General features: G+C 33.9%; 14 protein-coding genes and 1 other RNA gene. 7 read left to right on the plus strand and 8 right to left on the minus strand.

Annotated elements, in window-relative coordinates:
• Nucleotides 1–70 precede the first annotated feature (70 nt).
• Complete coding sequence (locus APB85_RS13040) at nt 71–907, minus strand: endonuclease/exonuclease/phosphatase family protein (RefSeq protein WP_057481247.1); 837 nt, start codon at nt 905–907, stop codon at nt 71–73.
• Nucleotides 908–982: 75 nt separating this feature from the next.
• Between APB85_RS13040 and APB85_RS13045 the strand changes: the two genes are divergently transcribed.
• From APB85_RS13045 to APB85_RS13055, 3 genes are read left to right on the plus strand one after another with little or no spacing between them, the layout of a single operon-like run.
• Entirely contained in the window at nt 983–1273 is a 291-nt protein-coding gene (locus tag APB85_RS13045; protein ID WP_057481248.1) for a hypothetical protein, read from the plus strand.
• 32 nt (nt 1274–1305) lie between these two features.
• Nucleotides 1306–2112 (plus strand): oxygenase MpaB family protein, encoded by an 807-nt coding sequence (locus APB85_RS13050; RefSeq protein ID WP_057481249.1) that lies wholly within the window; start codon nt 1306–1308, stop codon nt 2110–2112.
• Nucleotides 2109–2513 carry a ribosomal maturation YjgA family protein gene (locus APB85_RS13055; RefSeq protein WP_229792184.1) on the plus strand — a complete coding sequence of 135 codons (405 nt, stop codon included), beginning with the start codon at nt 2109–2111 and terminating at the stop codon, nt 2511–2513. The genes APB85_RS13050 and APB85_RS13055 overlap by 4 nt, the downstream gene beginning before the upstream one ends.
• Here the strand turns inward: APB85_RS13055 and APB85_RS13060 are convergent.
• Nucleotides 2495–3700, minus strand: coding sequence for an NAD(P)-dependent oxidoreductase (locus APB85_RS13060; protein WP_057481268.1), 1206 nt, complete (start codon nt 3698–3700; stop codon nt 2495–2497). The two genes, APB85_RS13055 and APB85_RS13060, sit on opposite strands and share 19 nt — an antisense overlap.
• 134 nt (nt 3701–3834) lie before the next feature.
• Here APB85_RS13060 and ssrA point away from each other — a divergent pair.
• Nucleotides 3835–4237: a transfer-messenger RNA gene (ssrA, locus tag APB85_RS13065) on the plus strand.
• 248 nt (nt 4238–4485) lie between these two features.
• Entirely contained in the window at nt 4486–5745 is a 1260-nt protein-coding gene (locus APB85_RS13070; protein ID WP_057481250.1) for a site-specific integrase, read from the plus strand.
• 284 nt (nt 5746–6029) lie between these two features.
• Here the strand turns inward: APB85_RS13070 and APB85_RS13080 are convergent, their stop codons facing one another.
• Both APB85_RS13080 and APB85_RS13085 read right to left on the minus strand, forming a co-directional pair.
• Entirely contained in the window at nt 6030–7484 is a 1455-nt protein-coding gene (locus tag APB85_RS13080; protein ID WP_057481252.1) for an alpha/beta hydrolase family protein, read from the minus strand.
• Between the two features lie 160 nt (nt 7485–7644).
• Nucleotides 7645–8415: a LytR/AlgR family response regulator transcription factor gene (locus APB85_RS13085; RefSeq protein WP_057481253.1), complete on the minus strand. Its 771-nt coding sequence runs from the start codon at nt 8413–8415 to the stop codon at nt 7645–7647.
• A gap of 89 nt (nt 8416–8504) precedes the next feature.
• On the opposite strand from APB85_RS13085, the gene APB85_RS13090 reads away from it, so the two are divergent.
• Both APB85_RS13090 and APB85_RS13095 read left to right on the plus strand, forming a co-directional pair.
• Nucleotides 8505–8900 carry a MotA/TolQ/ExbB proton channel family protein gene (locus APB85_RS13090; protein ID WP_169929159.1) on the plus strand — a complete coding sequence of 132 codons (396 nt, stop codon included), beginning with the start codon at nt 8505–8507 and terminating at the stop codon, nt 8898–8900.
• 156 nt (nt 8901–9056) lie between these two features.
• Nucleotides 9057–10361, plus strand: coding sequence for a Fic family protein (locus tag APB85_RS13095; RefSeq protein ID WP_057481255.1), 1305 nt, complete (start codon nt 9057–9059; stop codon nt 10359–10361).
• A gap of 222 nt (nt 10362–10583) precedes the next feature.
• Here APB85_RS13095 and APB85_RS13100 read toward each other — a convergent pair whose 3' ends face one another.
• The 4 genes from APB85_RS13100 to APB85_RS13120 form a co-directional block, all read right to left on the minus strand.
• Nucleotides 10584–10925 carry a hypothetical protein gene (locus APB85_RS13100; protein ID WP_057481256.1) on the minus strand — a complete coding sequence of 114 codons (342 nt, stop codon included), beginning with the start codon at nt 10923–10925 and terminating at the stop codon, nt 10584–10586.
• 411 nt (nt 10926–11336) lie between these two features.
• Nucleotides 11337–12134 carry a tetratricopeptide repeat protein gene (locus APB85_RS13105; protein WP_057481257.1) on the minus strand — a complete coding sequence of 266 codons (798 nt, stop codon included), beginning with the start codon at nt 12132–12134 and terminating at the stop codon, nt 11337–11339.
• A gap of 3 nt (nt 12135–12137) precedes the next feature.
• On the minus strand, nt 12138–12611 hold the full coding sequence (locus APB85_RS13110; RefSeq protein WP_103294465.1) for a hypothetical protein: 474 nt from the start codon (nt 12609–12611) through the stop codon (nt 12138–12140).
• A 527-nt stretch (nt 12612–13138) separates the two neighbouring features.
• Nucleotides 13139–14134, minus strand: a complete 996-nt coding sequence (locus APB85_RS13120; RefSeq protein WP_057481260.1) for a S41 family peptidase — start codon at nt 14132–14134, stop codon at nt 13139–13141.
• Nucleotides 14135–14368: the final 234 nt, after the last annotated feature.

The following is a 14368-nucleotide window of genomic DNA, read 5'->3' on the forward strand; positions in this document are numbered from 1 at the left end:
AATATTTTATTTAAAAAAAACCTGCCAGAAGACCGGCAGGTTTTTTTTGATTTTTTAGTCTTTATTGAGGTTAATTTAGCTGAATTCCCACCATAACGGGCAGATGATCTGAAGGATATTTCAAATCTTTTGAATCGCTTAAAACAGCATATTTTTTTACTTTAATATTATCTGAAACAAAAATATAATCGATTCTCCTGTTCACGGCTTCTTTAAAATTATAGCCGTTAAAAGTACCTTCGGGCCCAAAATCAAGTTCAGCAAGAGTTTTAGAATCGTTCATCTTTTTTGATAAAAACTGAATTGCACTGGTTTGCGGTTCCAGGTTTAGATCCCCCATCAATATTACTGGAAGGTTTTCTTTATTTAATGCTGAAATTTTTTCCCAAATAAGCTTTGCGCTGTTTTCCCTGGCTTTCTCTCCCACGTGATCAAAATGGGTGTTGAAAACCCAGAATATTTTTCCAGAATCTTTGTCTTTAAATTTGGCATAAGTACAAATACGCTCCATTGCCGCATCCCAACCTACCGAAATTTCAGCTGGAGTATCTGAAAGCCAAAATGTATCGTTTTCCAGTACTTCAAACTCTTTAGCATTATAAAAAATGGCGCTAAATTCGCCGGCTTCTTTTCCATCATCTCGCCCTACTCCAACGTATTTATAATTTTCCATTTCAGATTCAAAATGCTTTAACTGACTTATCAAAGCTTCCTGAACTCCCATAATTTCCGGCTCATAGAACTTTATCTGGTTGGTAATATGCTCCTTTCGTTTAGACCATGAGTTTTCACCATCATTCTCATTAGCATATTTAATATTGTAACTCATCACTTCCACTTCCTGGCTAAAAAGAGTAGTCCCGGTAAAGAAGAAAAGCAGTAAAAGGAAGGAAATTCGGTTAATCATAATTTTGATTTTTGATAAAGTTCGGAAAATTTGAAATTTCCAATTGTATAATTCACTAAATTAATAGAAAAAATTATGGAAGTAAAGCGCAAAAATTTTTTAGTTATTCCTCTTATCGTAGGTGCACTTTTACTAATTCCCTTTATCGCGATGCAGTTTAGCAGCGAAGTGGCTTGGACTGCTTCAGATTTTATTATTATGGGAATTTTACTCCTGGTTACGGGGCTGGGAATTGACCTTGTGTTGAGAAAGGTTTCCAGCAGCAAAAACCGACTTATCATGGGTGGAATTATTCTTGCAGTATTTTTTATGATTTGGGCAGAACTTGCTGTTGGAGTTTTTGGAACTCCATTTGCCGGAAGTTAAAAACTGCCAGAAGAATATTATAAAATCGATTAATGCAATATTTTGTAGACAAAAACTCTATAGTTCGCGAAATATGGGGAAAGGGAGATACCATACTCATTATTTTCGCCGGAGCTTCGGCTGAATTTGCGCTCAATAAAGCTGTAGACTGGCTTTATTATACCGGCCGTTTACCTGAAGACCCACTTGACAGGCTTTTCTCAACGGTTTCTTATGCCCGGGAAATTGTTTTTGCTGAAAAATCGTCGGCATTTAAGGCGATAGATCATATAAATTCTATTCACGCTTCGCTGGAAAATAAACGCGGAAAGAATATACCGGACTGGGCTTACCGGGACGTACTTTTTATGCTTATAGATTATTCCATCAGGTCTTTTGAAATCCTGGAACGCAAGCTAGAACTTTCTGAAAAAGGAGAAGTTTTTGATGTATTTTTTCGGGTAGGTAAAAAAATGAATTTAAAAGATCTACCAAAAAATTTCCATGAATTTGAAAAGATGCGGCAGGAACACCTGGAGCAAAACCTTAAGTACGGAGAATATACCAAAGACCTTTACCAACAATATCGCAAACACCTGGGGTTAATGCGTTACAGGTTATTACTGGAAACACAAAGCCTTATTACTCCCGTTAGCGTCCGTAACTATTTAAATTTGCGTAAGTTTTCTTTCCTAAAACTGGTAATTCCTATTTATAAAATTAGTAAAAGTCTAAAAATTGACGGATTTCTTAAATCGCTGATCCTACCTTCAGAATATCAAGAAGAGATCAAATCCTTAGACATTCAAAATACTTATACCACAAAAGAAAAATTAAGAATCCAAAGAATTAAAAATTGAGTATTATTACACTTAACCGAAATCGCAAAAGAAACTATCTCATTGGTTTTTTCTCCCTGTTAATTATTGAAATTCTTATCGCTAGCTTTATAAAAGATGATTTTATAAAACCATACCTTGGAGATTTCCTGGTGGTAATAATGCTTTATTGCTTCCTGATGGGAATAAGCCGATTCGCTATTTATAAGAGTCTATTTATTGTTCTTGTATTCTCCTTTACAATAGAATTTCTCCAACTCATTGATATCGCAAACCTACTGCAATACCAGCCACCTAAACCAATAATGATAATACTAGGTAACAGTTTTTCGGTTGGGGATTTGGTTGCTTACTTACTGGGACTTTTAAGCTGTCTTATCATAGAAATTCTCAAAAATAGAACCTATTCCCCATCAACATAACCCTGTAAATAAGCGAATTTAGGAGTTAACCTGCCATTTTGGGTCATTCGCGCTCGGGCTAAGACTCCATCTTTATCATTATTAAAGAAAGCCGGGATTACATGTTTCATAAACATTTCTCCAAAACCTTCGCTGGCATCTTTTGGTAATTCGCAAGGCAAATTATCTACCGCCATAACCAGGATACTCTCTTTCTCACGGAAATCTACTTCGGCTTCAGCCTGGGCATCGTAACCATAAAAAGGTTCAGCTATAGTTGAAGGCCTAATTGTACTGGCAATAGGCTCATTGATATCACAAGAAATATCTGCTATATATTTTATAGTAAAATCTTTAGATTTCGCATCTTCAGCAGTAAAAAATACCGGCGCTCCATCTCCGTAAAAATGTCCCGATATAAAGAAATCACTGCATTTAGCGAAACGTAGAAAGTTAGAGTCATACTTGCCGGGTTCTTTAAAAAACTCTTTCAAACTGCCCGCTGAGCCATCTCTCTTTTTATTATAATCAAGTACATCTATATTGCAATATACGGGCTCTTCCCCTTTAAATCTCAGAAAATCCTCCACGTCCAGCTCTTTGATCTTTAAATGATCTAAAATTTCTTTTGCACCCCGGGCCACCTTTCCTGCACCGGTCAGTAATATTTTAATCGGTGGAACTTTTATTCTATCGAGTTCTGCCAACATGGCATCAAGATCTGGCAGAGATTCTACTTTAGGTAAACTATATAAATTTTCTTTTAAACCAATTCCCCTAAATCCATTATAAGTTCCTACGAGACCGGCATATCGGCCAAAACCAATAAGCCTGTGATTCTTTTCATTTACAATTACCTCGTGGTCGTATAATTCGATATTATTTTTGAGAATTTCCCTCAGCAAATCGCGATTATAGGGTTGCTTTTTAATGGTATGGGAAAAGAAAAAATATTTTTTATTCGGAATTAGCGCCGGTAACGGAACTTCTTTAACCCCCAGTAAAACATCACAATCTGAAACATCTTCAGAAACTTCAAAACCGGCATCTTGATATTCTTTATCAGTAAATATTCGAATATCAGAACTTTGCACTTTAAAATTCGCTTCAGGAAACTTTTTTACGAGTTCTTTTAGTTTATTAGGCGAAAAAACTACGCGACGGTCTGGTGGCGTTTTTTCTTCTTTAATCAGTGCAAATTTTATCATTTCTGGTATGGGTTTTGTTCTTTTATGAATGCCTTTCAAAGGTATGAATTTAAAATTGTATCTTTGCAGACTCAGATCAGCTAAAAACTGACTGGATTTCCGCCTTTGCGGAAATAACAATGTTCTTTATTTATGGGGTCGACTTGGTTTTGACAGCGAGTCTAATTGAGTTGTAAGCACGTCGAGCGCTGGGATATAGCTCGTAAATCTCATATTTCACACTTTTTTAAACGGCGAAGATAACTACGCCTTGGCTGCATAATCCGAATCATAGTAGGATTGCTTAGTCCCTACAAGGTAGGGAGCCAAGATGTCCCGCGAAGGCCTTGATTTACGGCATTCGCATTAGGGGCACCGATAAAGTAAATATAGGAACTGTAGGACCTTGATGCAGTTCTAAAATCTAATTGAGGATACGGAAAAAGTTAGGTTGTTTTCGGCCAGACTTTTTCCCGACAATCTAAGCGGAAACTAAACGTGTAGAAAGCATCTGAATTGCTTGTTTGGACGAGGGTTCGAACCCCTCCGACTCCACTTATTACATTCCAAAATGTATCAAAAACCCCGAAATCCTAGGATTTACGGGGTTTTTTGTTTTTAAGAATATCAAAATAAACCAAATTATATCAAAAATTATGTGTGCAATTCGGCGACCAATAATCATGGGAAAAATTGCACACTGGAAACACCCAAAACACCTTTATATCAAATGTTTACAAAATATTAAAGTTTCTCAACCTATCATTTAATAGTGTACATTAATTGCTCAATTTAAACTCAAAATTATGGAAACTTATCATCACGTAACATTTTACACTAGAAAAAGCCGTAGTAATAAATCATCAGAGAGTGATATTTACCTCCGCGTTACAGTTAATTCCAAGCGGTCGGATATGAGTATCGGAAGGAAGGTTGACCCTCGAAAATGGAATGTAAATTCTGAAAAAATGATGGGAAGAAGCCAGGAGGCTCAGGAATTAAATAATTATATGGATGTTTTAAAAAATAAACTAAAACGAATCCAACAAACACTTTTAGAAAAGGATCAAAGAATTACAGCAACAACCTTGATAAGAGAACTTAAAGGAATTGGCAAAAACAAATCTAAAATGACCTTAGAGGTGTTTAGAGAGCATAATGAACAAATGGATCGCCTTTCCGGCAAAAGTATCTCTAAGAGCACCGCTAAGCGATATTGGACGTGTTATAACCACATGGAGCAATTCCTAAAGGAGGTTTATAAAGCTGAGGATTACCGAATGAAAGATATAGACCATCAGTTCATCACAAAATTTGAATATTTTTTAAAGACTACAAGAAAATGTAATCACAATTCCGCCTTGAAATACGTCAATAATTTTAAAAAGATCGTTCGCATTGCATTAGCTAATCAATGGATGGACAGGGATCCATTTTATAATTATAAGGTTCAATATGAAACCGTAGATCGGGAATTTCTAAATGAAGATGAAGTAAAAGCCCTGGTAGAGAAAGAACTTCATTTTGAGCGTTTAAGAATTGCAAGGGATATGTTCGTTTTCAGTTGTCATACTGGTTTGGCTTTTGGTGATTTGGAAAAACTCTCTGAAAAAGATATTACTAAAGGCATAGATGGTGGAAGATGGATAAGAACAAAAAGAAAGAAAACTAAATCAATAACCAGCGTTCCCCTACTACCAATAGCGGAAGAGATCATTGAGCGCTATAAAGATCATCCTGAAATAAAAGACAAGGACTTAATTCTTCCCGTTCCCAAAAATCAAAATTATAATGCTTTTTTAAAAGAGATTGCTGTATTATGCGGAATTAAAAAAAACCTTACCACGCACCTAGCTCGCCATACATTTGCAACCACTATTACATTAACTAATGGAGTGCCTATAGAATCTGTAAGTAAAATGCTAGGTCATAAAGATTTAAGAACAACCCAGCATTACGCAAAAATTGTGGATAGAAAAATTAGTGATGATATGAAAGCGTTGAGAAAGATATTGGAAGAAAAGGCAGCCAAAGATTCAAATAAAAACAACTCTAAGAAAGAATAATGAGAATCCTTATTTGAATTAAGAATCTAATCTTTGCAACGGGATTTCCAATATCTCATCTTCATCATCTTACAAGTGATCCTTGATCGTTATTTCTGGTTTGACTCCTTCAGGCTTTTTGCTTTTGTTCACTCTTACCATATAGCCCTTAAGGACCTTTACAGGAATCTTGGTATTTGGTAAATAAATATAAATAATGATGTGCAACTGATTCTTCAGCAATACTTCTTTTAAAATTACTAATTTCATCAAACTAAATCTTATCTAAAATATTCAGATCAGCTTTAATTATTTACAAGCTCCCCTTTGTAGATTTTAAGGTTCAGCAGTTCATATTCTGAAGCCAACAAATCAACATCTACTTCCTTATTCTTAAGATGCTTGTCAAAAAATGTTGTGATTAGCTTGCTTGTAATTTCAATGCCCTTCTCAGGTTCAATTTCCCCTGCTTCGCTAAGCATTTCTAAGGGAATCATAAACGGAATGTCCATAAAATTGCTATGGCCTGTGTTATATATCCTGGCTTCATAGAAAATAGATCGGCTTTTGTTAATATAGGCGTGTGCGTTAAGGTCTTCTTTATCTTCTGGCCAGTCTGCAGAAATATATAAGAAAGGATCTTCAAAAGCACTATCTACTATACGTCCCCACTGCACGCCATCAACATTAGCTCCGGCCTTAATCCTTTTATCAGTTAATAATGTTTCTCCGGCTGCACCTCCTCCCCTGGAATGACCAAAAACGCCAATATTATTTGTATCTAGCTTTGCTTTTAAAAATCCTGACGTGTTCCAGGAATCTATATAATCCACAACGCCTGTAAGATCTTTAGACCAACGCTCAAGCATTTCTCTCACAAAATAATTTTTCAACCCCTTTTTTACGATAGGATGTCGATCTTTAAAAGATAGATCATCCTTAAAAGCGGCGACCACCGGTTCCATATCTTCCCAGGTCCCCTGTTCAATTTCTTGAGCATATTCATAATTGAAATAAGTTTCAGATCCATCCGGAAAAGTACTTCCTGTACTTTCATAGTTGTGATTGACCGCGAATACCACGTAGCCCTGACTTACTACTTGTGACAATAATGCATAATAGCTATTGGCTTTAGAGTTATACCCATGTGAAAAAACGAGGACAGGAAATTCTCCCTCAGCAACGTTGGCATTTCTATATACGTGTGTATCTACTTTATCCAGATAGTTAAATGTCGAATTAGGAAGTCCATATTTCTGGGCAAACCCGTGTCTTCCGCCTTGATCAATATATGGATCGATTTCGCCTTCTCTATCGCTTGAAGGGTACCAGACTTTTACCATAAGCTTACGCTTGTCATCCTCCTCTTCTGTAATTACCTCTTCACGGTTTAGTTCTAATAAAATATCGCGAGTACCAACGGAATATGGACCTTCGGGTTCCGGTAGATCGAATACGGGTAGAAAAGAAGGAAGAAAGATTGCGATTATCAATAAAAGTGATAACCCAATACCTTTAGAAACCTTTATAAATGTTCTGGAACTTTTTTTTGATCCCCGTAAACCGGAGATAAAAGCAATTACCCAGAGCAAATAGGCTGGTAACATCTGCCATCGAAAACCTTCCACCAACAAGTGAACTAAAAGTAATAATATTAATACTCCAGAAATATATTTTTGTTCAATAGTTTTCTGAGAAAACAGATGGAATCCAAGGTAAATAGTTGAAATAGATAATAAGAGAATTTCAAATAACTGCATGATGTTTTTTTTATAATTGTAGGTTCACAATTTCGCTAATGCAGGTTATTCAAAGCAAGGTAGAATCCGTAGTAAAAACTGCATTCTACCGATAAAAGCCCGGTTTTATTAGGTTCCCTAGTTTAGAGAAAGAAATTACAACCCAATAATTAGATTTAGATCAGGACTTTGGCTGGAGGCTTTCCAAAATTTCGACAGCCTGTTTTTTATAAGTTCGACTGGTTGGTAGCGTGGTATTTAAAATGCTTATTTCGGTAGCGGTAAATGAAGTTACTTTCTCAGAATTTACCAGGAAAGACCGGTGTATTCTTATAAACCTATCCGGTAATTTATTATTTAGGCTAGTGATCTTTTCCCTGGTGATAAGCTCAGAATCTGCTGTAACTATTTTCACATAATCATTTAGGCTCTCGATATAAAAAAGTTCATCCAGCGGAATAAGATGATTTTTACGCTGTGCACGAACTAGTAAGTTCTCCTGTTGATTTTTTGTTTTATCAGATTCAAGACTGGCAACGAGTTCTTCTTTCTTCTGAAATCGTATTACGAGCCTTATAAAAGCTGTTAAAAATACAACGAGATATAGACTTATGCCAAGGGTGAAAATAGAGATACCTTCCAGATTTACCACTGCTTTATCCATTCCTGCAATGATCACAAACGAAAATAAAGAGACCAGCATTTCGCAATAGAGCGAAACCACCAGCATGTAAAAGAAATAAAGCGCAAATTTTTTATACCTGCCGCTTAAAAGATACTTCGGTACCAAAAACGAATTAAAAAAATAGGTGGTAATTATAAGAATCGGAAATAACAAAGCTGAGAAATAGAAGGCCAAAAGAGAACTCTGCCAGCTAAACCCGAAAATTAGTGTGAAAACCAGAAGAACTGAGCTCCAATAAAAAACCTGAATGATTAAGGACTTTTTCATTCTTTCAGATTACGAAACTCGCTATATTTGAGAAACAGAAAACAGCATAACTGCTTCTTCCGTAATTTAAAAATAAAGAAATGACCGAATTGTTCTTTAAAGGTGGCCCAATTTTTATGGGAATCCTGACCATTATCGTCCTTATAATTCTTATCATTTCGGTGGTTTTCTTTATCACGGTTTCATTCCGCAAAATAAATAATTCTGAACAAACCTTAAGAAAGATAAACACTGTAAAGTCTTTAGGCATTTTTGCACTGATTATTGGAATTCTTGGTCAGTTGATAGGTTTGTTCTCTGCTTTTAGAGCTATCAGATTTGGCGAAGTGGAGGCATCCCCAGAAATTTTTGTAGAAGGATTTAAAATTTCAATGATCCCTACTGTTTACGGTATTTTAATTTTTACTTTTTCTATAATACTCTGGTTTCTATTAAAAAGGGTTCTAAAATCATCTTGTAAGTCTTTTAAAATAAACCAAAACTAAAAGCTGTTGTGAAACATTATTCAGGAAGTTCCTGGTTTCATGTTACAATATGTTACTTTAATAGTGATTATTAACATGTAATAACATAACAATTGTTCATAACATGTTAGTTTATGTTACATTTATTGCTATTTTTAACATGTAGTAACATGTAAAATGAAATTAGAATCACCACCAAGTCCTGGGAAAATTGATTTCTCAGCATATATTGACATTTTAGGAAAAGAAGAATTAACCTCATTTTTCAAAGAAACTGATAAAAGATATTTTTATTGGTCAGAAATTAAGCATAGACCAGATATTCCTTTTGAAAACGCAGAAGAAGCTTGGAAAATGATTAAAGCACATAGGCTTATAACAGGTAAGAGAATAGCCTTTAGTGACCATAAGTTTTATTATAATATCACATCATTTATTCAAGAAGATTTACACAACTTTGACCTAAAGTTAATTGGAGGTTTATATAAAAACTCAATTACTTCTCAAGATCAAGCGGAATACTTCAAAAATAGTTTACTTGAAGAAGCGATTGCTTCCTCCCAGATAGAAGGTGCAGCTACAACTACTGATGTAGCAAAAGATATGATCAAAACTGGTAGAAGACCTCGTAATGAGTCGGAACAGATGATAATTAACAACTTCCGAGCTATTCAAGAGATAGAAAATAGATTGGAGGAAGAAATGTCTATCCAACTAATATTGGATATTCATGAGTTAATGACAATTCAAACTTCTGCGAATAAATATTCTGGAAAATTTAGAGATCATCCAATATATGTCAAAGACCATGTAGATGGGGAAATAGCATTTACTGCACCCAATCACAAAGAAGTAAAAGGTTTAATAGAAAGTCTAATCAAGTTCATTAATAATAATGAAGATTTTATCCATCCTATAATAAAAGCTTCTATATTACATTTTATAGTAGGTTATATTCATCCTTTTGGAGATGGAAATGGCAGAACTGCTAGAGCATTATTTTATTGGTTTTTAATTAAAAAAGGATATTCCCTCTTAAAACATATTTCAATATCTAGAGCAATTTTAGATTCAAGAACGAGCTATGACAAGGCATTTTTAAAAACAGAAAACGATGATAATGATCTAACATATTTTATTACATATTCAATGAAAAGTCTAAGAGTTGCTTTTCAAAATCTTGTCAAGTACAGAGATAAAAAGAGGGCTGAAAGGATCAGGGCTTCAGAAGTTATGTATGAAATGATGGATAAAGGTTTTAATAAACGACAATCAAATTTACTTGGATATCTTTTCATTAAACCAAATTCAACAATTACAATTCCCGAATACTCGAAAAAACACGATATAGTAAGACAAACAGCAAGTAGAGATTTAACCCAATTAGAGAAAAAGGGAGTTCTTTCAAAATATAAGGATGGGAAAAATTTAATCTATCAACTAAATGGTAAAAAGCATTTAAAACAAATTCTCGAAGAATAACGTTTTACAACAACGTTTAATCGCCAATAGCCGGTAGCGCTAGTAAGAAAATAATTATCTTGACCAACAAACCTATACTAAACCGACAAATCCGCGTCCATTACTCCACCAACTGGCGATAACCGCGACCGTTAGAGACATAAAAAAAGAATATCACTGGTAAGAAAATATAATGCAATTTTTTAAAAATCTATATAAAAAACTTTCAAAATTTAATAGAGTCTATTCTTCGTTAAAGAGATCAAACACCTCCTTGTTAAGGTCTGGAATATAATTACCAAGGGCCTTCAAGGCTCTTTCCTGAATTTTACCGAAACTCTCTGATTCTAAATCTCCCCCGGCAATCTCCCAATCCTCAAAGTAAAGAACCTGTGAGAGGTAAGTATCATCTTCACCATAGTACATAACTGTAACACGGGTGCAACTGAAAGCCAATTGTAAAGAATAGAATACGTTCTTAAAATAATCTGGAGTATGAATTTCAGGTAAATCCAGGGAAATCAAGTTTGTTTCCGGATCATAAGAAAGCCAAGTTGGTAAAAAAACTTTTCCCAGTTCAAGCATTAGAATTTAATTATAGACAAGTTCTATAAATGTAATATTTATTACTTAAAAGGTTCCTTTTTTAAGAGAAGCTTAAATATTTTGTTGCCAGTTGTTACCCTTAAAGAACCTTAATTTTTCTTTTTAATATTGAAGTCCTGATCAAGTTAATTATTTTCAATCAATCATCTAATGGAGATGAACTGTTTTTATGCTTTATATTTCCAGGTCTATCCTTTGTTACATTAATAAACCGGCCGTTTTCTAATCTATAAGCGCCTCCAAATTCAACAAACCAAAGCCTATTATCGCTAGCTCATATTTAGGTAGAACACTTGGCATCTCAGAAAAGAACGAAATTAGTTTCCATAAAAATAAAAAACCTTAAACGATCAATTGGACCCCATTTTTAATTTAAGTTAGTCTACGCCATTATGCTCCTGAACTTTTTAATTTTGCGATATCACTTTCATATACCTCATTTAAATATTCGTTATAAGGATCATTTCTTTTATAACTGTAATATTTCTCTGCTTTGTCTAAATGAAATTTACTTTTAGTTAAATCGCCAGTTTCTAAATAAATTTTAGCTAAGCCTAAATGAGCTTCTACAGTATATTTAGATTGGCTTAATGCTTTTTCAAACTGTATTTTTGCCTTCTCAAAATTCCCTAATTTATATTCTGAAAGCCCGGTGTAAACAAAAGCCTGAATATTAACCCAGCCTTCTCCTTGATTTTCTATACTTTTCACGAAGTGAGTTATGGCTTTATCATATTTTTTTAGTCCAAAATATGCCTCTCCCCTTAAAAAGTCAATTTCTTCACCCCAGGGTGAGTCTACGAAATTTGGAGTTAATGTATCTAACCGATTAAAATCCTTTAATGCTCCTTTAAAATCTCTTAAGAATCGAAGTTTCATATAACCTCTATAACCTAAATGCATTTTAGGATCTAGTGCTACAGCTTTATTAAGAAGTTGGAAACCTTCCTTATAAAACCCTCTTTTGTTATAAGGAACTGATTGTTCAAAATAAATTTCATCGTTTTCCGGATATTGGAATTTCAATATTTCAAACATTGATTGTGAAAGGTAATCTCCTTGCAAGTGGGAAGCAAAATCATATCTCTTCTCTTTATCCGAAAAGAATAGGAATGAAATCACAAATACCGAATAAGATGTAAAAAGAACAGTCAGAAGAATTTTCAATATTTTAAAGATTTTCTTCATTTTCTAAAATATATCTACAATTTTATCATTCTCTATTTTGAAATTTAAAATGTAATAACTGTCATAAGTATAACCGGATTTATTTCCGGCTGGATTCCAATTTTTAAGGTCTCTCAGCTCTTTCTCAATCTCTTGAATATTCTTAGAATTAACTTCAGTTTTTTGTAAATCCTCATTAGTTGCCTTTAACCTAAATCTTCCAATTTCTCCTTTACAGTTCACAACGAATCTATAAGTCAACAGCCCGGACTCCTTGAAATCTAAAGATTGCAACTCACTCAAAATTCTGTTTTTTATTGCTTTTTTCCCTCCAATATAGTCGGTATTCATTCCGTAATACTCAGCAACCTTATCTTCATTGCAAAGTTTAAAATTATTGTCATCTATTCTGTCATTCGCTTCTAACTCTCCAATTCTATGTGTTGCCTGATAATAACCCCAGGCTGTAATGCTCAATGCAAATAGAAAACTTATCAAAAGGAAAATGTTCGTTTTACTTTTCAATTTTATTTAATAGATGCTGCATAGTTATATACAACGATTACGGTTAAGATAAGTAGCGTGTAGGGAGGAGCTAACTTGTCGGCCTAACCAGGATTGATTTAGATTTCTAAAATAGAGAATTTTAGCTAAACCAAAATTATTTTCTTTAACCGATGCTGCACTCCAGCTAAGTTAATTTCTTTCTTTCTACAATTTTAAGTGTAGACCAAAATAAAAAGCCAAAAACGATAATTACAGGAATTGTTGTTATTGGAGCTAGATTTCGAGCTGTATCACTGGCGACTTTTTCCTGTATGATCTGTTGCTTTTCTGTTCTTTCATTTTCTTCAAAAAAGCCGTTTCATTAAGATCGTAATTTATTAATTGCTGTTCATAATACTTTTCCTGCCCAACAATAAATAAGTTATCCAAAAGATAGAGCGCCAAGGAAAATATTAAACTGGACTTGATATTATTTTTTATCAATTTCATTTAAGCTTATTTTTTGAAATGGACATCACTTAACCATTATTGACAGCGGTATTTTTGCTAAACCATTCTAAAATTTCATTCTTTAAGTCATCTGTTCCAGAAATCTTGAAATTAGGTTCCACTCCATTCCAATATTCTTTTTTTGTATAATCAGCCATCACGCCAGAAGTAAGTATTAAAATATCATTATTTTTTAGCGTAATAGTGCTATTTGACGTTGTGTATCCCGCGGTACTGTTGCCAAAAAATTTGACGTTTGGATTACTCATTAAGGCAATAGCTGCTGCTTCACCTGAACTTGCGGTATTTCCGTTTATTAAAACAGCAATTTTTAAATTCTTGTTTGTGAGTTTATAATCAAGAGGAGCATCTATAAATTTTTTAGTTTGATTCGATGCACCATTAAATATTTGATTTTCTTGCTTGCTCCATTCGTGCCATTTTTCTTCTATTAAGAAATAACCTAGAATTTCGTTTTCTAAAAATGGGGTTAGTGAAATGAGCATTGGCCACATATTCCCTCCATTATTCTTTCTTAAATCAATGACCCAACCTTTTAATTTTTTAGCATCTTGGTTTTTTATATTCTCCAGATTTTCAGTAATATATTCTGCGCCTTTTTTTAGAGTTTCGTCAAGACTTTTTCTGGAGTCAATAAATGGGAGAATATTGATATAACCAAGGTTCTCTTCATTTTCAAATGCTTCTATTTTTTTATAGCTATAAGCTTTCTTTCCCTTTGCAGATAAATAGGTCTCTGTAGATTGATCGTAATAACTTGAATGTTTTTCACCATTTAAAGTTAATGCAGTAATTACGGCAGAATCCTTAGAAAATACTGTGCTTTCCCAAACTTTCTTTTCAAAATTCTTCCAGTCTATTGAATCTTTATTAATGGAATTTCTTTCAAATTCTCTTATCATCTTTTTGATGGACTTCTCATCATTTTTTGAAAGCTCAGTATCTTGAGAATGAGAATTTTGGAAACTAAGTATAAGTATTGATAAAAGTAATATTCTTTTCATATAAGTAGTTAGTGTATAAAAATAAAGTAAATTGACAGGGTGAGCATGCAAAGTTATCGGCTAAAAATTCGTTTGTTGATCAAGTTAATTATTTTCAATCAATCATCTAATGGAGGTGAACTGTTTTGAAGCTTTTTATTTCCTTTACCAGGGTTCATTCTTTGTTACATTAAGAAACCGGCCGTTTTCTAATCTATATGCACCCCAAAATCCCACAAACCAAAGCCTATTATC

This window comes from Salegentibacter mishustinae (assembly GCF_002900095.1).
GTDB classification, from domain to species: Bacteria; Bacteroidota; Bacteroidia; order Flavobacteriales; family Flavobacteriaceae; genus Salegentibacter; species Salegentibacter mishustinae.

What these genes read in the sequence shown, in the direction of transcription:
- APB85_RS13045 (WP_057481248.1), top strand. Translation starts at nt 983, where the DNA reads ATGGAAGTAAAGCGCAAAAATTTTTTAGTTATTCCTCTTATCGTAGGT.
- APB85_RS13050 (WP_057481249.1), top strand. Translation starts at nt 1,306, where the DNA reads ATGCAATATTTTGTAGACAAAAACTCTATAGTTCGCGAAATATGGGGA.
- APB85_RS13085 (WP_057481253.1), bottom strand. Translation starts at nt 8,415, where the DNA reads ATGAAAAAGTCCTTAATCATTCAGGTTTTTTATTGGAGCTCAGTTCTT.
- APB85_RS13040 (WP_057481247.1), bottom strand. Translation starts at nt 907, where the DNA reads ATGATTAACCGAATTTCCTTCCTTTTACTGCTTTTCTTCTTTACCGGG.
- APB85_RS13120 (WP_057481260.1), bottom strand. Translation starts at nt 14,134, where the DNA reads ATGAAAAGAATATTACTTTTATCAATACTTATACTTAGTTTCCAAAAT.
- APB85_RS13070 (WP_057481250.1), top strand. Translation starts at nt 4,486, where the DNA reads ATGGAAACTTATCATCACGTAACATTTTACACTAGAAAAAGCCGTAGT.
- APB85_RS13105 (WP_057481257.1), bottom strand. Translation starts at nt 12,134, where the DNA reads ATGAAGAAAATCTTTAAAATATTGAAAATTCTTCTGACTGTTCTTTTT.
- APB85_RS13080 (WP_057481252.1), bottom strand. Translation starts at nt 7,484, where the DNA reads ATGCAGTTATTTGAAATTCTCTTATTATCTATTTCAACTATTTACCTT.
- APB85_RS13060 (WP_057481268.1), bottom strand. Translation starts at nt 3,700, where the DNA reads ATGATAAAATTTGCACTGATTAAAGAAGAAAAAACGCCACCAGACCGT.
- APB85_RS13095 (WP_057481255.1), top strand. Translation starts at nt 9,057, where the DNA reads ATGAAATTAGAATCACCACCAAGTCCTGGGAAAATTGATTTCTCAGCA.
- APB85_RS13100 (WP_057481256.1), bottom strand. Translation starts at nt 10,925, where the DNA reads ATGCTTGAACTGGGAAAAGTTTTTTTACCAACTTGGCTTTCTTATGAT.